Origin of the sequence: Synechococcus sp. HJ21-Hayes, assembly GCF_024345835.1 — a bacterium.
GTDB lineage: Bacteria > Cyanobacteriota > Cyanobacteriia > PCC-6307 > Cyanobiaceae > Vulcanococcus.
Window position 1 is genome coordinate 1 of the sequence record NZ_JAGQBW010000002.1, and the last position, 23197, is coordinate 23197.

Sequence of the window (23197 nt, forward strand, 5' to 3'; positions counted from 1 at the left end):
CCACCAGGCAGGGAAACCGCTCAGAGGGAGATCCTGGAACAGTGGTGCGCGGTTTCTGGTAGATCGCCCGTAAACCCATGCGTCGCATGAGGTTTCGCACCCGGTCACGGCTGATTGGGATCCCTTCCCTGGCCAGATAATCAACCATCCGGCGGCTGCCGCTGCAGGGATCCTCCAGATACAGAGCGTCGATCCTGGCCATGATCCGGAGCGTCGATTCACGCACCGCTGTCGGTCGGTAGTAGAGCGTGGATCTGGGCAGGCCGAGCAGCGCACATTGGCGGTTGATGCTGAGCTCAGGGTGGTCGTGATCGACCAGCTTGCGTCGTTCACGGGCATCAGAGCAGCTGAGATTTTTATTTGAGCCACTCCAGCTCCATCTGCAGCCGCCCGATCTGCTGGAACAGCTCAGCCTCCTTGGCCTGGCTCTCGCCAGTGTCCTTGCTCTTCTTGCCTCTGGTGAACAGCTCGCTGGCGCCATCCAAGAGCTGTCTCTTCCACTGGCTCACCTGGATCGGGTGAATGGTGTGGTCGGCAGCGATCTCCTGGATCGTCTTGCGGCCACTGATCGCCTCCATGGCGACCCTGGCCTTGAACTCGGGGCTGTGGGTGCGGCGCTTGCTCATCGGTGGGAGCCCCTTTCAGGGGCGGTGCCCCGCCTCAGAGGTTAACGATGGGGCCTGTCCAGAAAAACCAGACCACCTCAGCATCGCGACGGGCACTCAACGCCTGGGCCCGCTGGTGCAATCAGGAGGCTCTGCCTGAGCAGGCCTCCTGATCCAGCAAGGTGCGCAGCTGAGCGGGGCAGTCAAATCCATTTGCCTGCTTATACCAATCGGCACTGGTCACCGCTGCTCCAAAACTCAGATCCTGCTCACCGATCCTGCAACACCACTCCCTGCCGTAGCACGGATACGCGATCCACCAACAACCCATTGTCTTTATAGACTCTCCTACCTTGCGAAAGCCTCGGGGATTTGGCGCGAGGGGATGAGCGCCCGTGGAGCCGAGCTGTTATGCAATGTACTTAGCAGCCAGTCGTTCACCGCCATAGGGAACGGTGAGGATTTCGAGGAGATGGCCATTTGGGTCTTTGAAATAGATTGACCGGCCACCATCATCAGTGTTGATTACTCCTGGAAGCTTGCAGAAAGGGTCTGACCAGAACTGCATTTTCCGCGTCTGAATGCGTGCGAAGATCGCGTCAAAGTCGCCCTCATCTACCAGGAAAGCGAAATGCTCCCAGACGATCTCGTTGTCCGGTGAATCAAGGAAATCGAGTGTGGCTCCATTGTCAAGGCAAACGACCTGAAAGCAGTGAAAGGGTCTTGGCTCAGGCAAGCCGAGCACGTCGGCAATAAAGGCGGCAGATTCTTCCTTGTTGTAGCAGTGAACGACGATGTGATTGATGACAACTGCCATAACCCTTCAGCATTGAGCTTGTCGCATGCTAACTGTTCTGTCTCAGCAGGTTGGTCAGTAGCCAATGGGGTGTCAGGTCGCTACCACCGGTTGAGGTGTCACCGCCAAACCGAGACCTCACGCCCCATACATACACACGCCAATGCCCGCCTGACGCAGCGAGGCCGGCTGCGATTGGTTACTCAACACCTGCATAAAAACCGCTCTCTGCCCGAATTGGCTGCAGAAGCAGGGATCAGCCTCCGCTGTGCCTACAAGTGGCTGGCCCGGTTTCGCTCAGGCGGCGCGGCATCACTGGCGGATCGACGCAGTGTTCGCCGCACCCAGCGGCGGTGACTTTCAGGAAAGGTGTCACTCCTGGGCTACCGTTCAGGCGGCCTGCACAAACGGTAGCTGCCCTGGATCACCGAGCTCATCCGGCGGCTGATTGATCCAGACCACATCCGGTTGACGCCAGCACCTCGTTGATCGTGACCACCGCCTTGGATGGCGCTGGCGGGCCTGTTCATAGACGACAGCGCGGTGGCGGCTGATCTCTACGGCTTGACCGCAGTGACGTTGCTGGGGCGTCACGAATTTGATGCCACTGTGGCGGTGTTGGTGGTTGTACCAGTCACCGAACGATGCCACCCACTGACAGGCCTCGTCCTTGCTGGTGAACGGCTTACGCGGGTAATCAGGTCGATACTTCACCGTCCTGAACAGGGATTCCGAGTATGGGTTGTCGTTAGACACCCGTGGTCTGGAGAACGACCTGAGCACGCCCAGGTCTTCCAGGCGGCTTTCCAGCGTGGCCGCACGCATGGCGTTGCCGTTGTCGGCGTGCAGAACTAACGGCTGCTTCCGCCCCTTACCGATCCGCTCTCTCAAGCAGGCTCTGCCTACCAGATCGGCTGCAATGGCTGGGTCTTCTCGTTCGGCGACATCCCAGGCGACGACCTTTCGGCTCCAGACGTCGATCACCAGATAGAGGTACAGCCACACACCTCGAACAGTGGTGGGCAAGTACGTCATGTCCCAGCTCCACACCTAATTGGCTCCTGCGGCCCGGAGCCTTGGCACGGCCCTGGGTTCCTGCGGTGGCCTGTAGTCAGCGGTGCTTCTACTGCCGCTGGGGTGGGGTATCAGCCATCGGTGGCGCCTCCCTGGGTTGGTGCACATAGATTCGCTCCGCCGAGCGCCCTGAGCAATCCGTTGTTTCACGCATTGCCTTGCCCGCTGAGCAGGAGCAGCGTGGTTGGTTTGGCCTTGTTTCTCAGCGCCAGTACTCCATCGGCGGTGGCTGGGGTGGCTGCCATTGCGGGGCGCAGGGTGTCCAGCCCTCAGCGCGGCGTTGGCGCCACAGCTCAACGGCCTTGTCACGGCTGAGCCGCTGGCGTCGTTTCAGCAACGGCGCGGCCTGATCACTCAGCCAGGCCTCAGCCGGAGAGGAAGGGATTCGCTGCCCCTGGTGCACCCACACGGGTCAGCCCGCCTCCGGCGCCCAACCGCGCTGGCGGGCCATGGCATCGGTCCAGCCCTGGCAGCGACTGATGAGGTGCTCGCCCTGGGCAATCAGGCCCTGGTGCAGCTGGCAGGTGAGCAAGGGAATGCACTGCGCTCCGGCGTGATGCCGGAACCAATGGCAGGTCATGCAGACCTTGCGGCTGCGGCTGGGGCGCAGCACACCCTCATCCAGATACGGCCAGGCCTCACAGTCGTCTGCGGCCTCAGCCGCTGCCGCCACAGAGCGGGCTGACCTTGAACGGGAGAGCGCCATGACCAAACCCCTGCGATGCGTACACCTGTACTAGCAGGGATTGGCTTAGCTGGCCCGTGGAGTGTCGGAACCCTTTAGGGCCTTACGCACGCTCCCTTGCTTCTCTTCCTTCAGCACATCACGGCCCACCTCCGTTCGCTGTTTCAGCGCCAGAGCGCCTGCTCCTCGCATCTCGGGGGACTGGCCTGCCAGCAGCACCACGCCCTTGCGGCCTTGGAGCAGGGCGACTGGCTCGCGGAGCTCGATCTCCTGCAGCTCGCCAATGCCCTGCAGCGCACCGCCCTCGCCCGCGGCGGCTACGACGGCCGCTCCTTTGATCTGATGTTCGCCATCGCCGACGTTCTGGAAGCCGATCACGGCTGGAGCTTTGAGCAGTCCGATGCCTGGCTCGAGCGCATGGGGCTCTGGGAGGAGGAGGTCTGAGCGATCGATCTCTCGCTGGTCTTCAGCGAAGGCCTCGTCGCACCGGCTGGGTTCGGTGCGTTTTTTGTGGCGTTCGTGCGCCCACATGGCTGGGCTCCAGGTGGTGCGCTGAGCGCGCCGTGGCCTCACTCATCACCGCCTGGCACTGCTCTAGGTGGTACTGGACGGGGGAGTTGGGACTGGGGAACTTCCGACGCCAGTGCTGACCCGCCTGGAACAGCCCAGAAGAGCGCCAGCGGGCCAAGGTGCGCTCACTGACCCCAAGTTGGTCGCGGGCCTCCCTGGCGGTGGCCCAGGGGCAATGACGGGTCGATTCCATAGACGGGATGCAGGTGTGCCCCCATGGGGCTGGTGATGCATCCGATCGCGCGGATCCGGATGCACGGGAGGCTACCCGCGCTGCCCTGTCCACCCCTGTCCAACCCCTTCTGGGCAGGCCCTGACCTGGGGCCATCGGGCCCCTTCGGGCGAGTTTTTGCGCACATCTTGCGCACAATTGGCCAAAACGGGGCACAAAAAAGGGCTCTCAGAATCCCTGAGAACCCTTCTGCTGGAATGGATCGGGGCGACAGGATTCGAACCTGCGACCTAGTGCTCCCAAAGCGACTATTGGGTTCAGCCCCCATAAGGCCGTTTCTGTGTTGGCAAGGGTTTTGGCCGACGCTGGGTGGCCTTGTCCGGTCAGGCTGGGCTAGTTTTGCCCACATCTTGCCCACAAGCGGGCTGTCGAGGGCCCCTGCTATGCCAGCGATACGTCGCCAGGAGTCCTGGTCAGAAGCTCTAAGAACATCGGTGCGCAGCAGCACCGCCAAGGGCTGGAACGTTTACGAGTTCCGCGGCCAGGTGCGACTAGAGCTCCGTTACCCCGGCCAGCCCAAGCAGACCGTCTTCCTTCCTTTCGACTGGGCCAAAGCGTCAGTTGGTGATGTTCTCACCCGTGTACGCAATATCTACCCACTGGTTGCAGAGGGGCACAACCTGAAGGCCGCAGCTGAGATTGCTGATGGCAAAGCACCAAAGCCAGTTATGGACTGGGCTGGCGCCGTTGAGCGGTTCCGAGTGCAAAAGATGGAGCACGGCCGTGCGGTCAAGCAGGTCACGTGGGACCACAGCTACGCGCCTGTGATTGCCGATGCCGTTGCGGCGCTTACCAGCCAGAAGGCACCAACGTCACCCGCCAATTTGCTGGATCAGATGATCCGGCAGTGGGCTACGGGAAGTCGGATGAGACAGATTCGAGCTCAGTCCTTGTCGCAGTTTCTGCGCTACTGCGTTGATCGCGAGGGATTCCCGGCGATGTGGCTCCCTCCCAGCGATCTCCGCGCGCACATTGGCAGCAGGCCCACAGAAGATCTCAACCGAAGTAAGGGGGATCCAATCGAGGATCAACAGATCATCAACCTCCTGGCTTCCTTGCCCGTCGATGCGGCGGGTGGGCGATGGGCAGAAGCGGTGCGGCTTCTAGCCGAACTCGGCCTGAGACCGATCGAGCTCCTGCACCTCTCGGTACAAAAGGACCGCAGCACCGGCCAGCCCTACTGGTGGTGCAGCTATCGGAAGCGCAGCGGCGGCGGCGACACTGAACCGCGGCGAGTGCATCCGCTGCCGTTGGTGGATTCAGAAGGCACGGTGCAGCAGTGGAACCTGATGGGGCGGTGGCAGGCGGGCTTGATCGAGCTCCCGCCGCTACGTAGCGGAACCGGCGCTGGGGATGCGATCGGCACCTATCTCAACCGCCAGCACGGCTGGTGCAGCCTCAAAGCGCTGCTGGCTGCCAAAGGTGAGCGGCTAGTGCCCTACAGCTTCCGGCACAGCTACAGCCTGCGTGGCCACCTGCGCGGCATCGATGCCGGGTCGGTGGCATTGAGCATGGGTCACAGCTTCGAGGTCCACTGCCGCGCGTATCCATGGGCAAGCCAGTCAGGAACGGCTGCGGCCTTCGAGCGGGCGAACGCAGCGCTCCTGGGGGTTGATCTTTCTGCTGCCCAGTAACCGACGGCCAGCAGCGAAGACGTCCACCAGCAGCGGACCTGGGAACCGTGGGGCAGGAGAAGCAGGTCCTCGTTCAGGCTGACAGGGCAAACCTCATCGATTCAAGGTGGCTCTGAGCGGCCCGATGGGTGCATGGCGCCTGCGACCGACGGAGCGGTTGGCTTGGGGCTGATCACGACACCGCACGGCTACGTCCGGCAGCGGCCGTCCTTCAGCGTGCCACGGCTGGGCCGTGGCCTGCATCGGCCAGCCGCCGCCGCCCGCCGCTCTGGGGCCGGTGATTTGGGGGTGGTAGGCAGGGCCACTTCCCCGCGGCTGCGGTGGCCGGGCATTCGCCCGCGCTGATGGGGAGGTGGAAGGTTCCAAGTCTTCTCGCGCGGCTGCGCGGCCGGTTGGGTATTAAGAGCTGAATCTGGTGGGGCTGCTTATCAATTGCAGATCCCTAAGAGCATGGCCAGGTTTTGCATAGATCCATTGCCCTGCAGCCACTCTGGCCATCCATAAGTGCACTTGTACTGCTAGAATAAGGGCTGCGCCAAGGGCCCCAAGCTCATCGCCTGCGGCAATCCAATTCTCTGATCTCGCCATCACTGCTCTATTGCTTTAAGCAGCTGTGATGCCCCGATCAGTTGTCACCTCTGGCAGCTGATTCATGGATCTTTATCTCTCATCTAGCACTGAAATAGCTCCATCCCGTTCATTGGTGATCGCAGCCGGAGGCGGCCGTGATCTGGCCTGGCCCCAGCAGCGCATCGCCGCTGAGCTGCTCGCCCGCAGCGGTGGCCGGCTGGTGCATCTGGTTCTCCATGGCGGTGCCCGCGGCGCTGATGCCGCCATTGGTCGCGCTGCGCAGCAGCTGGGTTGGTCAGCCCTGGTGATGCCGGCCCAGTGGCAGCTCCATGGGCGGGCCGCTGGGCCAATTCGTAATCGGGAGCTACTCGAGCAGGCCGTTGCCCGGGCTGTTGTCCACAGCTCTCCTGGCTCTATCGCTTCGGTGCTGGTGGTGGCCTTCCCCGGTGGTGCTGGCACGGCCTCGCTGGTGCAGCAAGCCAGGCGCATGGCCTCGCGCTCTCCGGTGCCGATCTCCGTAGCTGAGGTCAGCTCAGCTGCCGGGCTCTGCGCTGTTCCGGCTGGCATCGCCTGCTCGTAATCCCCCAGCACCAAAAGCCTTTGGCGCCCCTGGCGCTCCGTTCCGTTCATTCCATCCCCATCGCTTTCTCACCGTCATGGCTGTTCTCACCCCCATCCCTGCTCCAGTCGCTGCCCCTGCCCCAGCGGCTGCCCCCTCGGCATCAGGCCCAGCCTGCTCCCTGCAGCGCTCCGGCTCCATCTGGAAGCTGGGCAGCGAGGCCCAAGAGCTCACCACCGCTATCGGCCAGCTAGCCGAGCAGCTGGAAACAGAAGACCCCGAGCAGCGCGCCCTAGCCCTTGCCGAGCTGGAGGCCGCCCTGTTGGCAGAAGAAGGCAATAAAGCTGCCCTCGCAGCTAAGGCCGATGCCACCTGCTGGGTGATCGAGCACCTGCGCGGTCAGGCCACTTACCGGAGCCAGCAGGCCAAGCGGCTCGCCGATCTGGCCCGGAGTGATGCCGGCCGGGCTGATGCGTTGGAGGAATCGCTGATCTTTGTCCTCACCCAGCTCCAGCCAGCCGCTACCCGCTTCTCCTTCCCCGATCACGAGCTCAGCAGCCGCAAGTCCTCAGCTGTCGTGATCGACGACGAACAGGCCCTCGATGCCGAGTGGCTCACCTTCTCCACCACAAGCAAACCCGACAAGAACGCCATCAAGGAAGCCCTCAAAGCCGGCCGTCAAATCACCGGCGCTCAGCTGCTCAACCGCCGCTCCTGGCGCATCCACTAAGGGCCAGGGGGGCAAAAGCCCCTCACCTGCGGGGCTCCGGGGATGCAGCCGGGGCCCTTCTTCCTGACCCAATTTCGCTCCTTTCTTCTTCTCGCTCCACCGCTTCCCATCGCCATGACCGTCGCCGCTCCTTCCGCCAATGGGTCCAGCACCAGCAGTCGTCCCGCAGCTCCTCGTTCGGCCCAGCGGCCGCCCTCCGCTCTGGAGGTGATCCGCTCTGCTGACCGGTCCGATATGGAGACCTCAGCAAACCCGCCATCAGCCGCGGCGCCGCAAGTCCTCCAGGCTCAACCCCTTGGCTTCTCCCCCGAGCAGCTCGCCGCCCTGGCCGCTCCGCTTGATCGGGCCAAAGTCCGACAGAGGGAGCAGGGCCGCAGCCGCGTGAGCTATTTGGAGGGTTGGCAGGTAATCGCGGAAGCCAACCGCATCTTTGGTTTCGATGGCTGGCAACGCCAAACCATCGCCGTTCGCTGCGTTGCACAGGCAGAACGAACCATCGGCAGAGATCAGAAGCCCGGCTGGGGCGTCACCTACACCGCCCGCGTACGCATCACCGTCACAGCCGGAGGCATGACGCCCCTGGTTCGTGAGGGCACTGGCGCCGGCCACGGCATCGATGCCGACCTGGGCCAGGCCCATGAGTCCGCCATCAAGGAGGCTGAGACCGATGCGATGAAACGGGCGCTGATGACCTTTGGCAATCCGTTTGGTCTGGCGCTCTACGACAAGCAGCAGAGGGAGGTCACCAGTTCAGCCACTGCGGCCCCAATCGCCTCCACCAGAACAAGGCCCGCAGAAGCTGCTCCCCGGCAGCAGCCCCAATCACCTGCACAGCAGGAACCTGATCCAAGCCTTGACCCGCTCGATCCAGGCACCATCCAGCAGATCCTCGCCACCGTTCGTGGCTTGCCCCGCCCTGCTCTGGAGGGGTTTACCAAGGCATTCCGCAAGCGGTTCCAGGTGCCGGAGGAGGCCGCATCGATCGCCGATCGGATCTGCCAGCGGCGTCACCACGACTGGATCGAGACGTTTCTGGTTCAGCACCAGCAGCTGGTGGCCTGAGCCTCAGCGGTGCAACAAACAGCGCAGCAGTTTGAAGATGCGCGCCTGGTATGGGTAGCCAGAAACGGGTAGCCGCCTACGCGCCTATATGAATAGTCAGCAGGAAAGCGGCACCAGCATCGACGCCAGCGATGTGGTCGATTAGGCGATCGCTGCGTGGCTTGACCAGCAAGCCGTCTAGGTTTCCGTAAGCCCTGAGCACATAGCGGTGGAAATCTTGCTCATCGTCGTCTTGGCAGTGCTCTTTGCCTGTTTCACCTGGACTGTTGCTCAATCAAAAGGTCACGAGGCTGGCTGGTGGTTTTTTGGAGGGCTCTTGTTTGGTCCCTTGGCTCTCTTGGCTTCGATTGGGCTCCCTGATTTGAAGCTCCGTAGAGCCATAAATGACTTGCTTCCCCCCTCGACGTTTGGGCAGGGACCTAGAGATCTAGATCCGCCAGAGAGAATTAGGCGCCAGCCTGCGGCGGATTAGGCAGCGCAAGAGGGCAAGCCGCCTAGGTGACTATCGGCCTAGGTTTCCGTAAGCAGAGTTGCGCCGGTCAGCCAAGCCGCAAGCTGCTTAAATCCGCCGGATTGGCGGGGCCACATAGGCGCCGTTGGTGTCGGTGCTGCTGTAGCCGAGGGTTGCCCGCAGGCAGAACACATCGCCTGCCCTCCAGGCCGTTGGGCACAAGTCCCAGCCAGATAGCGAAACCCTTCATTGCCTTTCCCCATGGAAGTGAGGGAGGGGTTTCGTTGGCTATGGTCAGCTGCTGGAAGTAGTTCAATCACTCCTGGTGGATTTCTCTCTTGACTTGAGCAGTTGCAGCTAGTGAGCAAATGGCTATAGAATCAAAAAATAATGCAGGGATGGAGCCCAGTTCTACCTCGGAAGGGTGTAATTTCACAATCCTTTGCGTATTAGGCGAATAAACGATTATGCAATTTCGACTTATTCTGCCGATACTTTCCGCATTCTTGACTGCATCACAGGCCTGTGCGGGAACCTATGAAGCCTTGTGTGGCTCAGCGGAGTGCACTATCACTTTAAGCCCGCAGTCCATAACTACCCCTTACGGGATAATTCCAACTACAAGGGTCGCTAATTGGGGTGGGACTGGCTCATCAAGTCAAGACTTGGTTCTTGGCGCAGCTGCCACCTACGTATTAGGGCCAGTTGGCCTTATTGGGTTCTTAGCCAAGACACACGATTACAACTATCTAATCACAGGGTACGACCAATTAGGTAATCGAACCTCTGTTCAGATCAAGTTTCAGAACAGTACACCCGCAAAACGGTTTGTTCAGGAGATGGTCGACATAACTGGCATTGGCATGGGCCAGGTAAGAACTGCAACGGAAATCAAGGAACTGGAAAAGCGTGTCGCCATTCAAGGTATTTCTGCAATTAAGCAACCAGCGCTAAGCCTGGAGCAAGAATATGCAAAGGAGAAAGGCCTTGCTCCTGCGATGAATGCCTCACAGGACAAGTCCGAATGCTGGTCGGAGTACGTAACCAGCAAGCCTGACGTTGAAACATGGGCCAATGCAAACCCAATTCAAGCGAAAAGTTTGCGGAAGAAATATGGAGATTGTTGACAATGGCCCAAATTAACCCGCTCGCGACGACTACAGCTTAGACGGAATATCTTTCAGCCTTTGCGGTACTGCATCATTTTCGCAAAGGAATTTTGCGTCAATGACTCCAATTGGCTGATCAAGCTCAACAAATGCCTGCGGACACACTGCTTGCCTAAACCATTGGTGCTTATTGGTATTCCAGGAACTAATCGTATTGGTAATTCTTTGCGGGCCAGGGATATAAGGTGTGCATCCCAGGGCTTTCCATGCACCACCCTCCAGCCAACGCGTATCGTTACCTCCAAGATCAATTAGGTTGCCCGAACCTTCTTTCCTGATTGACACAGCTACAAAATTTCGTTCCGATATTGATCTAATACAATCGACAAGAGATTTTTGCTTGCACTCGGCGAATGCTATGTCGGCTGACACGTTCATCTTTGCTTGCATATTTTTTGTACAAGCCATAATGGCTGCGTCCTGAGCTCGCGCATAATGTGGCGCAGCTACAGCGAAGACAACCATAGGCGCCAATACAGCTGCGATGTGATGCGGTTTCAATAGTGCCCCTTTCGTATGATTAGAAAGCTATACCCAGCAGAAGGGTCCGTCGTATAATCGTTGAAATATCTTGACCTTTCATAGCTTGGTTGTTGGAGTTGTGAAATCCATGGGACGGCGGTTGGCGGTCCCCGAAGCAGAGGCGAGCTCCTTCTGGATTCCCCCAAGCACCTTAAAGTCAAGATTTTGATGAGATATTCTACTTGAAAAATTACGGACTAGGCACGAAGTTGAGATGTAGTGGCTTCTCTCATATGTGATTAGAAGTCACACCCTGAACACCTTCTATTGTCAAAAGTGTCTCCAGAGACCAGGCAAAAGTAAATCAGTTTCAACAAAGAAGAATGCTCTACTTTCGACTATTGTATTCCATGCATCCCTTATAGTCTAATGCCTTGAGGCATTTGGCTTCTATATCCTTAGCTGCTGGCAATGGTCCTGTTTTAATGGTGGATTCCTTGGCGACAGGCGCTTCAATAACATCGGCATCAACTGCTCCAAGCTTGAGTGCCTCCTTCCTCGCCAGTGCTGGATTCAGCTTGGCCCAGTCTTGGATGCTTGGGTTTTCTAAGAGATATTTGCGATAGCTGCATTCGTACTTTTCTATAATCTTGTTGCAGTTTATGGAGGAATTTCTGACTACCGTTGCACTTGTGTCCTTGCATTCATTTGCCCAGGGATTCCAGTTGCAATAGCTAGGATGCTTGGGGTCATCCAACTCACTTTTTGGAGCAGTTTGTGAGCCTTGGCTATCGCCAAGATACTCCGGACACTGCTTCCTGATTAAATACTCAAGTGAGTCCCTCATGGTGCTACCGCCTGTAATGATCGTAGCGATATTGGAGGCAAAGCTTCCTCCCATGCTGTTAACGAGAGCATTGGAAGCTGCTCTGCTTGCCTGTGATGAACTTTTGCCTGCAGCCCTTGCTGCACACCACGCGGTAGCTCCGGCTTGTGAGCCGTCACCACCTCCCCACTGAGCCATCGCCCCCGGTTTCAGGAAAGTTGTCACCCCTCTGATCAGTACATCCGGGGGCTTGAGGACATGACCAATGCGTCGTTACAGCGAGGCTGTTAAGGCTGATGTGAGGAGACGGATGCACCCGCCCCACAGGCAGAGCGTGGCCCGGATTTCAGAAGATCTGGGCATTCACGTGATGACCCTCTACAAATGGAGGAAGGCCTGGCGGTTGCAGGGAGAGGTGGTGCCGGCATCTGAGAAGGAACCAGAGGGCTGGAACGCCGCCGACAAGTTCACGGTGGTGCTGGAGAGCTCTGGCCTCAACGCCACAGAGCTCAGCGCCTACTGCCGCGAGCGGGGCCTGTTCCCGGAGCAGGTGGAGCGCTGGCGGCAGGCGGCTCAAGATGCCAATGCCAAGCCGGTGCTGACTATGGCCGAACAGAAGGAGCTTGAGAAGCTCCGCGCCCAGGACCAGCGGGAGATCAAAGCCCTCAGAAAGGAGTTGCAGCGCAAGGAGAAGGCCATGGCGGAAATGGCGGCTTTGCTGGTGCTGCAAAAAAAGTGGGATGCCTTCTGTTCGGAGGACGAGGAAGGCTGACCAGCGCCGTGCACCGGCGGAAGGTGATCGAGCTGATTGGCGAGGCCAATGCTGCCGGCGCCGGCCTAGTGAGGGCCTGCGGTGTGATCGGCATCTGCCTGCGCACCCTCAAACGCTGGCGGAAGGACTTCCTGGGTGATGGGGACGGCGTGGATCGCCGTAAAGGCAGTGCCCGCCTAGTGGGTCACCGCCTGAGCGAGGAGGAACGGCAGCGAATTCTGCTGACGTGCAACCAACCGGAGTACGCCGCGCTGCCGCCAGGGCAGATCGTGCCGGCACTGTCCGATCAAAAGCTCTTTATTGGCTCAGAGAGCAGCTTCTATCGGGTGCTGCACCAGGCGGGTCAGTGCCACCGCCGGGGGAGGGCCAGGCTGCCTCAAGAACCGCGCTCGGTGCCGCGCCTCAGGGCGGATGGCCCGAACCAGGTTTGGAGCTGGGACATCAGCTTCCTGCCGACCACGGTGCGGGGTGTGTGGCTGTACCTCTATCTGGTGGTCGACGTCTGGAGCCGCAAAGTGGTGGCCTGGGATGTGGCCGAGGTGGAGTCGGCTCAGATCGCCGCGGATCTGGTGCAGCGGGCCTGCCTCAAGGAGCGCTACCACCGCCCCAGCGGCTTTGGCAGCCGCCAGTGCCAGCAGCAGCCCCTAATCCTCCACGCCGACAACGGCAATGCAATGCGTGGGGCGACGCTGGAATCACGGCTGGAGGAGATGGGCGTGCTCAGATCCTTTTCCCGGCCAAGGGTCTCCAACGACAACCCGTACTCGGAATCCCTGTTCCGTACGGTCAAATACCGGCCTGATTACCCGAGCCGGCCCTTTGCCAGCAAGGACGAGGCCTGTGAATGGGCGTGTGCCTTTGTGGATTGGTACAACCACCGGCACCACCACAGCGCGATCAAATTCGTGACGCCCCACCAGCGCCACAGTGGAGCCGCCACGGCTATTTGCCAGCAGCGAGCAGTGGTCTACGAGGCCGCCCGCCAGGCCAATCCAACGCGCTGGAGCGGAGCCACCCGTTGCTGGAGTCAACCGGCAGAAGTGTGGATAAACAAGCCAACAGAAGAGCCCGATCCGCTCCTGGCGCTACCCTTAATCCAGGCCGCCTGAATGGCAGCCAAGGAGTGACAACTTTCCTGAAAGTCACCGTCGCAGGACCCGAGGCCATGACAAAAGCGGCAGCGAGTAGGAACTGACGCATCGGTTGTTAGCAGGCTCACCATTATCGCTCGGCTATCAGCGCGTAATTCCTAAGCGTGATGATTTGATTGTATTGAAAGCTGGTGGCTATCCCATCAGGGATGTCCCAAGCGGAGCTACCCAGCTCAATGGAAGGTTTCACGCCGATGGTCCCAGCGTGTTCGAGGGGGCATTGACAAACTTTTTTCGACACTCCGTAATTGCGGTTTATGCAGTAACCGCATAATTCGCGCACCCCGAGGCCGGGGCCGTCCGGCTGAAATGTGCAGCGCTTGCTGTGGTCTCTGATCAGTAGGTGCCGGTAGGTGTCCGCAAAGTGGTCGGAATAGGTGGTTTTTAGCGCCTCACACCTGCTCCTCAAATAACGGTCCAAGGGGCGTTACTGGCAACTGGCCCTGCTCGGCAAGCTGTAGGCCCGGTGGCAAGTCCTGCTCAGGGCCAAAGAGCTCAGGCGGTGGGGTATCGCTGCCCAGCGGTAGCGGATCTTGGCGGTAGCGCGGGCGGGGCATGGCATCTATTGCCTGGCTCCTAAGCATTGCCCAGGGAGGGGGCAGTTGCTGAATCAGCGGCTCTTGGCGCAGTAGTTGCCGGAGGAATACCAACCCAGCGGGCATCCCTTGCCGCTCTTCTGAATCGCTTCCCGCTCGTTACTAGGGCTGCTGAGGCAGTAGTTGCCAGAGGAATAAAACCCCAGCGGGCAGCCGGCGCCGCTTTTCTCGATGGCGCCGCGGGTGTTGCCCCCGGAGCTGGGCACGCAGTAGCCGCCAGAGCTGTAGTAACCGAGCGGGCAACCTCCAACCTTGGGCAGCGGTTGAACCGGCTGCTGGGCTAGGGCGCTTCCTGCCGCCAAAGCTGCACTCGCGCAGGCAAGAAGCAGCCGATTGCGGCCCATCGTCTTTTGAGGCATAGGTACAGATTGGCGCAGATCAGCCAGCTGCAACCAAGTCATGCAAGAACCGCATGAGAAGGCTGCCGGTGCAAACTCCGGCAATGGCTAGGAAGTTTCTGCTGGGTCTGGTTGCGTTAACAGCCTTGGCCTGGCCAGCGGAGGTAGTCGCACAGGGCGTCAAGGCCACCGTGCTCTCCATCGGCGACGGCGACACCATCCGCGTGCGTCAGGCGGGCAAGGCCCTCACCGTGCGACTGGCCTGCATCGATGCCCCCGAGACGGCCCAAAGCCCATACGGACAGCAAGCCCGCACGTATTTGCAGCAGCGATTACCGATCGGCAGGGATGTAAGCCTCAACATCAAAACCACCGATCGCTACGGCCGCTCAGTTGCCGAGGTGATCTCTGACATCAACATCAATCTGGCGCTGGTGGAAGACGGCCAAGCCTTTGCCTACCGCCACTACCTGCGCGGCTGTGATGCCAAGGCTTATCTAGAAGCAGAAGAGCGTGCTAGTCGCGCCCGCCTAGGGGTTTGGCAGATGCCGGGCGGCATCACCAGGCCGTGGGATTTCCGCCGCACTCGCCGCTCTGCCGTCATCCCAGATGGCACAACCCCGGGGGGCCGCCGTTACCGCTGCAGCGAGATCAGCTCCTATGCCAAAGCCCAGGAGCTGCTACGTCAGGGACACAGCTATCTAGATGGCAATGGCGATGGAGAAGCCTGTGAAGCACTCCGTTGACAGTCATCTTTTCCCATATTTCGTAGCTGCACTACCGGTTGTTGCAGAGGCCTTGAAAGCAAAGGCTTAACTCGTGAAGTAGTCGATTGACATGTCATGCGGCTTTGGCATATTATAAAACAACTGCAAAATTCACAATGTTTACCGGTCCAGATCTGCTCGCCAAGGTAAAGGAGCTAGGCGATGTCTCCAAATCTGAGCTGGTGCGCGAATGCGGCTACTTGAGCACCAAAAAAGATGGCAGCGAGCGCCTCAACTTCACTGCGTTTTACGAGGCACTGCTGAATGCCAAGGGGGTGAACCTTGGCACCGACAGCGCCGGCCGGAGCACTGGCAAGGGTGGCCGCAAGCTGAGCTACACCACCAAGATCCAGTTCAACGGCAATCTCATGATCGGCAAGGCCTACACCGCCATGCTCGACCTCAAGCCAGGCGATGAGTTCGAGATCAAGCTGGGCAAAAAGCAGATCAAGCTGATTCCTTTGGGCAGTACAGAAGAGGAGTGAGCTGCTCCTCGGTTGAGCTGCTTGCGGCTCTTCAAGAGAAACCCCCGATCACCAACACAACCAGCTGGCGGAGTTGCTGCAGCTCGGTGGGAGTCACGCAGCATTCGGTGGCATCTGTGATGCGAGTCTTGGCCACACAGGTCAGGTTCTGTGGCAGCAGATAGCTCACCTTCCTGCAGCCGTTGGTGCTGTTGGGTTGGAGCACGACAGTCAGATCGGCCATCGCCAGTGAGGGGTCACCAGTCATTGGCACCACCAGCACTGTTGGATAGGAAGGGTCAAACAGCTCGCAGTCCTGCACGACGACAGCTGGCCGGAGCTTGTTGGGCTCCGGAGGCTGAGGGTCCAGCCCAGGGTCGTATGGATCTTTGCGCCAATCAACGGTGATGATCTGCCCAGCCCTCAAGTCCACGCCTGTCTTCAGCGGTTGAGGGGTTCAGGCGTGGCCCAGTCGGCAATGAAGGCACTGGCCTCCGCATCGGTGGCGATGTGCTCTGCCACCGCTTTGCTCTGCGAACGGATCCGTGCCCGCAGAGCATCCATAGCGCTGAGCGAGCTGCTCACCTGCACGATCCGTCGTCCCCCGCGCTGCCTGCGGCGCACGGAGAAGGGAGCCTCGGACTGTTCAGTGGCGTAATCGGCAGGGGTCATGGCGGCGGTGGCCTGCGCTGACAACACGGAGCCACAGCTCAACGGTAAGCCCAATCCCACGTTCAAGCTCAGCTGCCGGGGCGTCGCTGAGCCAAAGCCAGCATCTCCAGCGCCTGGCCCTGCTGCTCCTGCCGCAGCGCTTCCGGTGCCTCGATGCGGATGGCGCTGCCATGGGAGAAGAGCCAGCGGCGCAGGGCGACGCCGCGGGCCAGGATCCACGGCGGCAGGTCGATCTCCAGCGGATGGGGATGACTGTCGCCGCTGGGGTTGGGCGTCAGCACTCGGGCCAGCTCCGGATGTACCCAGTCGGCTGTGGTGCCCTGGGCCGCAGACCTGGGCTCCGCTTGCTTGGCCGGCCGTTCCAGACGGATCTGGTCGAGGGAGAAGGGAAGCTGTCCCTGGCGAATTGCGGCGTAGGCCTCGCTCTTGCAGGAGCAGCGCAGGGTCTGCAGCTGGCGGCGGCGCTGCTCGCTGCTGGGCTGGCAGAGACCCTCCTGGGCTGTGAGGTCATCGCCCAGCTCGATGCCACCGCAGTGATGAAGCAGCCGCTGCAACCTGGCGAGGGCGGTGCTGTGGTCGGATTCGTTGCGGCGACCCCGCGGTTCGGCCTGCAGGAACACCAGCTGTTCCAGCCGTTCGCTCTGCAGCAACCCATGGGGCCGGCCAATGGCGTCGTCCTCCCAGGCCAGGTACCAGAGCCCCGCTGAGAAGACCAGCTGCAGGGGCCAGGCGCGGATCTCCTCGCCGCGGTTGTCGCCGCCGCCAAAGGTGCTCTGGCGCAGCAGGCGTACGCGCCGGTGCTCCAGGATCGCGGTCTCGATCCGCTCAGCTTCTCTTGGTTCAGCCAGGCTGCCCTGCTGCTGGCTCTCAGCACCGGGATGGGCTCCATCGAGATAGGTGCGCAACGGTGGCGCGGCCGTCACCTCGATGCCGCCCCAGCTGAGACGTTGCTCCAGCTCATCGAGCAGATCCTGCGCAGTCGGATCACCCAACCGCTCAGCCGCGTGCTGCACCACCCCATGGATTTCCACCAGCCGCGGCGCTGAGAGCAGGGCGGTGCCAAGGCAGTAGCCATGACGTGGGTTGTCGTGGTGCAGCCGAAAGCCGTAGGGGGTGAGGGTCTTCTCGATGTCCTTGCGCAGCGTCGCCAGCTCACCTGAGCCATGACCGCCGGGGATCTCAGCGAGACGTTCCAGCAGGTGCCGCTGCATCGCCAGTGCCCCCGGACCTTCCGGTGGCCGGTCAAAGGGCGTCTGCAGCAGATGGCGCAGCAGCGTCATCACCCGCACAAACACCGCCGCATCAGCCATCGGCGGCTGGCCGCCATGGACACCACCACTGCGGGGGGCCTGCTCCTCAGAGGTGGCAGCCAGCAGGGGCAGGGGCTGAATACCCGTCGTCACGGGGGTGGCGGAGAAGAAGCCCTGGCCCTCCAGCCAGCTCAGATCGCGGCGTACAGCCTCGGCATCGCCGTAGCAGACCCCATGGAGCGTGCGCAGCAGGGCGGCCGCCCGCTGGGGCAGCTCACCGCTGGGCAGCGGTGAAACGAGCGTTTCTAGGGCCTCGCGGCTGCCCTGATCGGTCGTCGCCAGATCGGGGTGCGCCGCCAGCAGCTGCAGCAGGTAAAGCAGCCGCTCTAGATCAAGCAGGCGCGAGTGGCCGTGGAGCAGCAGCTGGTGCTGGCGATTGCAGGCCGCGCTGATGCGGCGGGTAAGACGGGAGAGTTCGCTCCGTAAATAATTAGTGAGGTCGCGCTGCTGGGTGGGCTGCACCGCCACCACCGACGCAAAGCCTTCCGCCCGCCCCGGGCCAAAGGCTTCATCCGCCAAAGCAGCGGCCATGCGGCGAATCACCGGGACGGGAACGGGGCGCTCCCGTTTCTCGTTCCAGCGCAGGCAAGTGCTCACCGGTGTGAAGTGCCACCAGCCGATCCACTCCACTGGCCTGGGCAAGGAAAGCTGCTGGGTGATCGCCAGCCGCCAGGGCCGCTGGGCATGGGTGGCGTCCACGATCACCGGCATGCCGGCTGCCACCGCACCGATCAACCGCTCATGCAGCCGCTGCTGGATCGACGGCCAGGGGCCCTGAACGGCCGAATCGCCGAACACCTCAGCGCGGATCGCATCGGTCGCGAGCACCACTGCCGGCTGCCCCTCAGGCCCTGCAAGCAAAGGGGCAAGCGCCGCCGCAGTGGTGCTCTTGCCACTGGCGGGCGGGCCGATCAGTAGGTGACAGCGCAGGGGCTCCATTGCTGCAGGTTGCTGGCCCTTACGGCCAGCGGCAACAGCCACCAACCAACTGGTGCAGCCAGCTCAGTGCTGGCAGGGGGTTTCAGCGGGCTGGGTTCTTCGCGGGAAGGAGGGTGGACGGGAGCTGGAAAAGGGCAAGGCTGATTGCCCCGTTCTGCTGCCGCGCTGCCGTGCCAATCCAGCTCTCTGCTGCCGTTGTGCCGCCTGCGCGGCGGCGGCGCAAGTCCTACAGGCCGCCCGAGATGCTGCTGAACCTGCACGTGCTGGATCTGATGGAGGTCAGCGGCAGCCAGATGCGCGCCGCCCGCTCCCTATCGATGCACCAGACCACGGTGAGCCGCAGCTACTGGGACCTGGCCGAGCAGTTCCGCCTCCAACCCGCGCGTGGTCCCCGCCAGGTGTGCCGCTGGGGGGGAAGCAGCAGCCTGCGCTTCCTGCGTCTGGCCAGCAGGGCCCATCGCCTAGAAGACGGCCGCTTGCGGCTGGCCACCGATGCGCTGCACCAGTCGCTGCTTGCTGGTCTGCCCGGGGTGTTGCAGGTGCCGCCGTGTTTCCACCCCGCTGGCGACTGGGCAACGCTGGTGGCCCAGGGCGTGCTCGATGGAGCCTTGGTCTCCTCCCTCTGCCACAACCAGGAGCTGGCAAGCGGGGAGCTGCCGCGCTGGCCGGGCGTGCAGGTGCTGCCGCTGGGAACCTTGCCGCTGCAACTAGTGGCCCATCAGCGCTGGGCTGAAGCGTGGGAGGAGCAGGTGTTGCTGCCCGCTGCCCAGATCATGCCGCTGCTGCATGGGGAGCTAGAGCCCTGCTTCTGCAACCTGGAGCGCGCCTCGCGGGTCTGGCAGGACCCGCAGTCTTGGCTAGAGCAGCTGCAGCAGCGGCCCATAGCGGTGCCGCTCTGCCCGGCCTTGGCCCCCAGGAGCTGGTGGCAGGAGCAGGGTCTGGTGCCGGTTGCCGATGGGCTGTTCCTGCAAGAACAACTGTGGCTGCTGCTGCCCCAGGAGCTGCAGGCACCTACAGCCGCCAAGGCAACGCTGCGGGTGATCCAGCGCCGCGCCTTCCGTGCCGTGGCCCGGGGAGCTGGGGCACTGCTGGGGTTGGAGGGGTCGCTGGAAGAAGGGGTGGGTGCTGGCGAGGGAGATGTTGCGACACACCGCAAGGGGCAGTGAAAGGGCACTACCCGCAACAGCTGGAAACCTCGAACTATGCAGACTATGCATAGTTCTCAAATCCAAGGCTGCAAGTGCTGTCGAAGTACTGCAACCTGGCTTCTGTTAGGTGCAGACTGACAGCAGTAGGAGGTGCCCCCGGTGCCGCCGCCGCCGCTACCGCCAGTGAGCTACGCATCGCAAGGAGCTGACTGATGAAACCGGCTGCCACCAGCCCAAGCCCCAGGCTCAAGCCGGGTTCGGTTGTGCGCTGCCGTACCCGCCGCTACCTGGTGGAAGAGGTGGAGCCCCCCATGCACCGCAAGGTGGCGGATGGGGGTGACAGGGTCGTGTCCCTGGCCTGCATGGAAGACGACGCCATCGGTCAGCGCCTCACCGTATTTCTGAGCAGTGAGGTCGACTTTGAGGTGCTTGGGGAGAGCAGCTGGGAAGCTGTGGCCCAGCGAGGCTTCGACCAACCCAAGCAGTTCGCCGCGTACTTAAACACCCTGCGCTGGAACTGCGTCACCGCCACCGACGCCGAACTGTTCCAGGCCCCCTACCGGGCCGGCATCGACGTCAAGGCCTACCAGCTCGAACCGCTGCGCAAGGCGCTCCAGATGCCCCGGGTGGGCCTGTTTATCGCCGATGACGTGGGCCTGGGCAAAACGATCGAGGCCGGCCTGATCCTGCGGGAGATGCTGCTGCGCCAACGCATCAAGCGGGTCGTGATCAGCTGCCCGCCGTCGGTCTTGCGCCAGTGGCAGGAGGAGATGGCCAGCCGCTTTGGCCTTGCCTTCACCGTGATGGACCGGGCCTACGTGGCCAAGGTGCGGCAGGAGCGGGGTTACGGCACCAACCCCTGGAGCACCGGCAGCCGCTTCCTGATCTCCCACGCCCTGCTGCGCAACTCGGAATACTCGGCCCCGCTGCGGGTGTGGCTGGAGCAGGGCAAGGGTGGGGAAGACCAGGCCCCGGTGCAGAGCCTGCTGATCCTTGATGAAGCCCACAACGCTGCGCCGGCCAGTAACAGCCTGCGCTACGCCATCGATTCCGGTTTGACCCGCAGCCTGCGGGACCTGGCGCCCCTGTTCGAGCACCGCGTTTTTCTTTCGGCTACACCCCACAACGGCCACAGCAACAGCTTCACGGCTCTGTTGGAACTACTCGATCCAGCGCGCTTTGTGCGGGGTGTGCCCTTTGAGCCTGGGGATCTGGACACGGTGTTGGTGCGCCGCCTCAAGGACGACCTACGCCGCATCGGCGAGGAGTTCCCTGAGCGGATTGTTGAACCCCTCTCCGTACCAAAAGGCAGCCTGCCAGCAGATACCCCAGAGCTGGAGCTCTCCCGGTTGCTGCAGAAATACCGCAAGCAGCGGGAGCATCGGCTGCTCCTGGGGGGTGCCACCAAGCGGCAACTCAATGCCGATCGGCTGGTGATCACCAATTTGCAGAAGCGATTGCTCAGCTCGATCGAGGCCTTCGCGCGCACCCTCAAGGTGCACCGCAGGAGCCTGGATCAAAAGCAAGAACAGCGGCGGGAATCCCTGGCGGCTTCAGGTGCCCAACTGGATCTGCTGCTCGGCGGCGTGAATAACGACAGCGACCTAGCCGAACTCACAGAAGACGAGCTGCTCAACCTGGAGGAGGCGCAAACCCGAGCGGCTTTACGCCAAACCGTTGAGGCTGATCAAAGCGATCTGGCCCTACTGGAGCGGATGGGGGAGATCGCAGCGGCCAATCGATCCCTGGCCGATCCCCGCATCAAGTTGCTGGAGAAGTTTCTGCGCAGCCACCTCTGCCCAAACCTCGGCGAAGCCAAGGCGATATGGAACCCAACCAGGCTGCTGATCTTCACCGACTACGTCGACACCAAGCGCTACCTGGAAAGGCAGCTGAGGCACCTGCTTGGTGACGCCGATGCCGACCGTCGCGTCGCTTCATTCACCGGCGGCATGAGTGAAGACAACCGCGAGCGGCTTAAGGCCCAGTTCAACGCCGATCCCGATCAAGAGCCGCTGCGCATCTTGATCGCCACCGATGCCGCCCGGGAGGGGGTGAACCTGCAGAACCACTGCAAGCACCTGATTCACTTCGACATCCCCTGGAACCCCAGCAAGCTGGAGCAGCGCAACGGCCGCATCGACCGCAAGCTGCAGCGCTCTCCCCAGGTGTGGTGCCACTACTTCGTGCTGGAAGACCGGCCGGAGGACCGGGTAATGGATGTGCTGGTGAAGAAGACGGAGGTGATCCGCCAGGAGCTGGGCTCGCTTTCACCGCTGGTTCAGCGCCAGGTGGATGAGGTGCTGGAAGGCGGTATCGACACCGACAACACAGAAGCGGTGCAGCAGCAGTTGCTGGCGATGGATTCCGCCGATACCGATCGCGGCGCCATGCTCAACCGAGCCCGAGAGGAGCTGGAGGCCAGCCGGCGGGTGGAGAAGCTGCAGCAACAGCAGGATGAGCTACGCCAACTGCTGGCGAAATCCCATGAATGGCTGGGCTTCGATGACGATCCCTTCCGGGCCGCCCTCAACTGCTCTCTTGACCTACTGGGCGTGAGCGGCCTGGTGCAGGGCAGCGACGAAAAGGATCAGCCCTGCTGGCGCTTAGAGCACCCTGAGTCCTTGGTAGCTGGCAGCAATGACCGCAGCTGGGAGCACACCCTCGACAGCCTGCGAGGCGTGTGGGATCGCAAAACGCCGCTGTGGCAATGGCGCCAGGAGCACCCCATTAGGCCAGTGATCTTCTCTGATCCCGGCAGGCTCAATGCCGAGGCTGTACACCTGCACCTGGAGCACCGCTTGGTGCAGCGCCTGCTCAGCCGTTTTCTTAGTCAGGGGTTCCTGCACCACGAATTGAGCCGGGCCTGCGTGCTGGCCAGCCCCGACCCCCAACCCAAGGTGTTGGTGCTGGGGAGGCTGTCGCTGTTTGGCCAGGGCGCCACACGGCTGCACGATGAGCTGATCAGCGTGATCGCCGACTGGCATCCCGGCGCGGATCGGGCTGCGGCGCTCCAGCCGCTGGTTGGTGCTCAGCAAGAGCAGGCCTGGGCAGTCCTCACCAAGGCGATGGAGGCCGGAAATAATGAAGCGATCACCGCTGCTATCCGCAGCCAGCTGCAGGCGGAAGCCCCAGCCGATGTAGCTGCTCTCAAGCCTGCATTGGATGCGGCGGCGGAAAGAGCCCAGGCCTCTGCAGCTGAACTGCTCAGCCAACGGGGCACCACGGAGGCCGCGGCGCTCAAGGAGGTGCTCCGCTCCCAACGCAAACGCATCAACGCCACCGTGAGGCAGCGCAACCGCGATCTGGCCAAGCTTGATCGCCAGGTCGCGGCAGCCGATCCCACGGCGCTGATCCCAGGGCTGGAGGAGCAGCTGGAGGTGCCGGCCCTGGATCTACAGAAGCTCTCGAGCCAGGAGCGCAAACAACTCTCGGCTGACCAGAAACATTGGCAGCGGCGCCTGGAGACGATTGAAACGGAGCTGGCCTCTGAACCAAAACGGATCGAGGAGAGCTATCGGGTAATCACCCAGCGGCTGGAGCCGGCGGGGCTCGTTTACCTCTGGCCGATCAGCGGTTAACCATGGCACTTCGATTCCACCTTCTGCAGTTCGT

The 23197-nt window shown here is 61.7% G+C and carries 26 protein-coding genes and 1 pseudogene; 13 read left to right on the forward strand and 14 right to left on the reverse strand.

The genetic code is table 11. The features are described from left to right. The 3 genes from KBZ14_RS01895 to KBZ14_RS01905 form a co-directional block, all read right to left on the reverse strand. A partial coding sequence (locus KBZ14_RS01895; RefSeq protein WP_255116601.1) for an IS3 family transposase occupies positions 1-202 on the reverse strand: 202 nt, incomplete at its 3' end. A gap of 154 nt (positions 203-356) precedes the next feature. Further along, complete coding sequence (locus KBZ14_RS01900) at positions 357-626, reverse strand: transposase (RefSeq protein ID WP_255116602.1); 270 nt, start codon at positions 624-626, stop codon at positions 357-359. A gap of 388 nt (positions 627-1014) precedes the next feature. Then, entirely contained in the window at positions 1015-1422 is a 408-nt protein-coding gene (locus KBZ14_RS01905) for a VOC family protein (RefSeq protein WP_255116603.1), read from the reverse strand. Between the two features lie 126 nt (positions 1423-1548). Between KBZ14_RS01905 and KBZ14_RS01910 the strand changes: the two are divergent. Beyond that, a pseudogene (locus KBZ14_RS01910) lies at positions 1549-1755 on the forward strand (leucine zipper domain-containing protein); the annotation flags it as partial. Between the two features lie 36 nt (positions 1756-1791). Here KBZ14_RS01910 and KBZ14_RS01915 read toward each other — a convergent pair. From KBZ14_RS01915 to KBZ14_RS01925, 3 genes are all read right to left on the reverse strand, one after another. Beyond that, a complete protein-coding gene (locus KBZ14_RS01915; protein ID WP_315856116.1) occupies positions 1792-2451 on the reverse strand; it encodes a DDE-type integrase/transposase/recombinase in 660 nt (219 codons plus the stop codon). A 226-nt stretch (positions 2452-2677) separates the two neighbouring features. Further along, positions 2678-2878: a DUF1651 domain-containing protein gene (locus KBZ14_RS01920; RefSeq protein ID WP_255116606.1), complete on the reverse strand. Its 201-nt coding sequence runs from the start codon at positions 2876-2878 to the stop codon at positions 2678-2680. Between the two features lie 9 nt (positions 2879-2887). Further along, positions 2888-3181, reverse strand: coding sequence for a galactose oxidase (locus KBZ14_RS01925; protein ID WP_255116607.1), 294 nt, complete (start codon positions 3179-3181; stop codon positions 2888-2890). Between the two features lie 96 nt (positions 3182-3277). Here KBZ14_RS01925 and KBZ14_RS01930 point away from each other — a divergent pair, with 96 nt between their 5' ends. The 5 genes from KBZ14_RS01930 to KBZ14_RS01950 all read left to right on the forward strand — a co-directional run bounded on the left by KBZ14_RS01930 (position 3278) and on the right by KBZ14_RS01950 (position 8517). Continuing rightward, positions 3278-3604, forward strand: a complete 327-nt coding sequence (locus KBZ14_RS01930) for a hypothetical protein (RefSeq protein ID WP_255116608.1) — start codon at positions 3278-3280, stop codon at positions 3602-3604. Between the two features lie 792 nt (positions 3605-4396). Continuing rightward, positions 4397-5596, forward strand: a complete 1200-nt coding sequence (locus KBZ14_RS01935) for a site-specific integrase (protein WP_255116609.1) — start codon at positions 4397-4399, stop codon at positions 5594-5596. Between the two features lie 703 nt (positions 5597-6299). Beyond that, positions 6300-6746, forward strand: a complete 447-nt coding sequence (locus KBZ14_RS01940) for a DUF2493 domain-containing protein (protein WP_255116610.1) — start codon at positions 6300-6302, stop codon at positions 6744-6746. Between the two features lie 76 nt (positions 6747-6822). Beyond that, entirely contained in the window at positions 6823-7455 is a 633-nt protein-coding gene (locus tag KBZ14_RS01945) for a siphovirus Gp157 family protein (RefSeq protein WP_255116611.1), read from the forward strand. Between the two features lie 114 nt (positions 7456-7569). Continuing rightward, complete coding sequence (locus tag KBZ14_RS01950) at positions 7570-8517, forward strand: RAD52 family DNA repair protein (RefSeq protein WP_255116612.1); 948 nt, start codon at positions 7570-7572, stop codon at positions 8515-8517. Positions 8518-8593: 76 nt separating this feature from the next. Here the strand turns inward: KBZ14_RS01950 and KBZ14_RS01955 are convergent, their stop codons facing one another. Further along, a complete protein-coding gene (locus KBZ14_RS01955) occupies positions 8594-8791 on the reverse strand; it encodes a hypothetical protein (protein ID WP_255116613.1) in 198 nt (65 codons plus the stop codon). An 842-nt stretch (positions 8792-9633) separates the two neighbouring features. Between KBZ14_RS01955 and KBZ14_RS01960 the strand changes: the two genes are divergently transcribed. After that, positions 9634-10095, forward strand: a complete 462-nt coding sequence (locus KBZ14_RS01960) for a hypothetical protein (RefSeq protein ID WP_255116614.1) — start codon at positions 9634-9636, stop codon at positions 10093-10095. A 30-nt stretch (positions 10096-10125) separates the two neighbouring features. Here KBZ14_RS01960 and KBZ14_RS01965 read toward each other — a convergent pair whose 3' ends face one another. Together KBZ14_RS01965 and KBZ14_RS01970 are read right to left on the reverse strand one after the other, a co-directional pair. Further along, the gene (locus tag KBZ14_RS01965; RefSeq protein ID WP_255017223.1) at positions 10126-10602 is read right to left on the reverse strand and encodes a hypothetical protein; all 477 of its coding nucleotides are present in this window, start codon (positions 10600-10602) and stop codon (positions 10126-10128) included. 385 nt (positions 10603-10987) lie between these two features. Beyond that, complete coding sequence (locus tag KBZ14_RS01970; protein WP_255116616.1) at positions 10988-11650, reverse strand: hypothetical protein; 663 nt, start codon at positions 11648-11650, stop codon at positions 10988-10990. 85 nt (positions 11651-11735) lie between these two features. Here KBZ14_RS01970 and KBZ14_RS01975 point away from each other — a divergent pair, with 85 nt between their 5' ends. Together KBZ14_RS01975 and KBZ14_RS01980 are read left to right on the forward strand one after the other, a co-directional pair. Further along, entirely contained in the window at positions 11736-12197 is a 462-nt protein-coding gene (locus KBZ14_RS01975; RefSeq protein WP_255116617.1) for a helix-turn-helix domain-containing protein, read from the forward strand. Positions 12198-12220: 23 nt separating this feature from the next. Then, the gene (locus tag KBZ14_RS01980; RefSeq protein ID WP_255116618.1) at positions 12221-13306 is read left to right on the forward strand and encodes an IS3 family transposase; all 1086 of its coding nucleotides are present in this window, start codon (positions 12221-12223) and stop codon (positions 13304-13306) included. 434 nt (positions 13307-13740) lie between these two features. Here the strand turns inward: KBZ14_RS01980 and KBZ14_RS01985 are convergent, their stop codons facing one another. Together KBZ14_RS01985 and KBZ14_RS01990 are read right to left on the reverse strand one after the other, a co-directional pair. After that, positions 13741-13905 carry a hypothetical protein gene (locus KBZ14_RS01985; protein WP_255116619.1) on the reverse strand — a complete coding sequence of 55 codons (165 nt, stop codon included), beginning with the start codon at positions 13903-13905 and terminating at the stop codon, positions 13741-13743. Positions 13906-13958: 53 nt separating this feature from the next. Beyond that, entirely contained in the window at positions 13959-14150 is a 192-nt protein-coding gene (locus tag KBZ14_RS01990) for a hypothetical protein (protein ID WP_255116620.1), read from the reverse strand. 278 nt (positions 14151-14428) lie between these two features. On the opposite strand from KBZ14_RS01990, the gene KBZ14_RS01995 reads away from it, so the two are divergent. Then, a complete protein-coding gene (locus KBZ14_RS01995) occupies positions 14429-15028 on the forward strand; it encodes a thermonuclease family protein (RefSeq protein ID WP_255116621.1) in 600 nt (199 codons plus the stop codon). 137 nt (positions 15029-15165) lie between these two features. Beyond that, positions 15166-15534: an AbrB family transcriptional regulator gene (locus tag KBZ14_RS02000; RefSeq protein ID WP_255116848.1), complete on the forward strand. Its 369-nt coding sequence runs from the start codon at positions 15166-15168 to the stop codon at positions 15532-15534. Positions 15535-15565: 31 nt separating this feature from the next. Here KBZ14_RS02000 and KBZ14_RS02005 read toward each other — a convergent pair whose 3' ends face one another. The 3 genes from KBZ14_RS02005 to KBZ14_RS02015 are packed head-to-tail and all read right to left on the reverse strand — an operon-like array spanning position 15566 to position 18476. Continuing rightward, positions 15566-15946 carry a type II toxin-antitoxin system PemK/MazF family toxin gene (locus tag KBZ14_RS02005; protein WP_255116622.1) on the reverse strand — a complete coding sequence of 127 codons (381 nt, stop codon included), beginning with the start codon at positions 15944-15946 and terminating at the stop codon, positions 15566-15568. Positions 15947-15954: 8 nt separating this feature from the next. Continuing rightward, positions 15955-16212 (reverse strand): hypothetical protein, encoded by a 258-nt coding sequence (locus KBZ14_RS02010; RefSeq protein WP_255116624.1) that lies wholly within the window; start codon positions 16210-16212, stop codon positions 15955-15957. 41 nt (positions 16213-16253) lie between these two features. Further along, positions 16254-18476 (reverse strand): AAA family ATPase, encoded by a 2223-nt coding sequence (locus KBZ14_RS02015; protein ID WP_255116625.1) that lies wholly within the window; start codon positions 18474-18476, stop codon positions 16254-16256. A 128-nt stretch (positions 18477-18604) separates the two neighbouring features. Here KBZ14_RS02015 and KBZ14_RS02020 point away from each other — a divergent pair, with 128 nt between their 5' ends. Then, positions 18605-19600: a hypothetical protein gene (locus tag KBZ14_RS02020; RefSeq protein ID WP_255116626.1), complete on the forward strand. Its 996-nt coding sequence runs from the start codon at positions 18605-18607 to the stop codon at positions 19598-19600. Positions 19601-19794: 194 nt separating this feature from the next. Continuing rightward, a complete protein-coding gene (gene drmD / locus KBZ14_RS02025; RefSeq protein WP_255116627.1) occupies positions 19795-23163 on the forward strand; it encodes a DISARM system SNF2-like helicase DrmD in 3369 nt (1122 codons plus the stop codon). The last annotated feature ends 34 nt before the right edge of the window (positions 23164-23197 follow it).

Coding starts and splice junctions, on each gene's coding strand:
- drmD (WP_255116627.1), top strand. CDS start 19,795: ATGAAACCGGCTGCCACCAGCCCAAGCCCCAGGCTCAAGCCGGGTTCG.
- KBZ14_RS01950 (WP_255116612.1), top strand. CDS start 7,570: ATGACCGTCGCCGCTCCTTCCGCCAATGGGTCCAGCACCAGCAGTCGT.
- KBZ14_RS01945 (WP_255116611.1), top strand. CDS start 6,823: ATGGCTGTTCTCACCCCCATCCCTGCTCCAGTCGCTGCCCCTGCCCCA.
- KBZ14_RS01925 (WP_255116607.1), bottom strand. CDS start 3,181: ATGGCGCTCTCCCGTTCAAGGTCAGCCCGCTCTGTGGCGGCAGCGGCT.
- KBZ14_RS01900 (WP_255116602.1), bottom strand. CDS start 626: ATGAGCAAGCGCCGCACCCACAGCCCCGAGTTCAAGGCCAGGGTCGCC.
- KBZ14_RS01965 (WP_255017223.1), bottom strand. CDS start 10,602: ATGGTTGTCTTCGCTGTAGCTGCGCCACATTATGCGCGAGCTCAGGAC.
- KBZ14_RS01985 (WP_255116619.1), bottom strand. CDS start 13,905: ATGCCCCGCCCGCGCTACCGCCAAGATCCGCTACCGCTGGGCAGCGAT.
- KBZ14_RS02000 (WP_255116848.1), top strand. CDS start 15,166: ATGTTTACCGGTCCAGATCTGCTCGCCAAGGTAAAGGAGCTAGGCGAT.
- KBZ14_RS01975 (WP_255116617.1), top strand. CDS start 11,736: ATGCACCCGCCCCACAGGCAGAGCGTGGCCCGGATTTCAGAAGATCTG.
- KBZ14_RS01905 (WP_255116603.1), bottom strand. CDS start 1,422: ATGGCAGTTGTCATCAATCACATCGTCGTTCACTGCTACAACAAGGAA.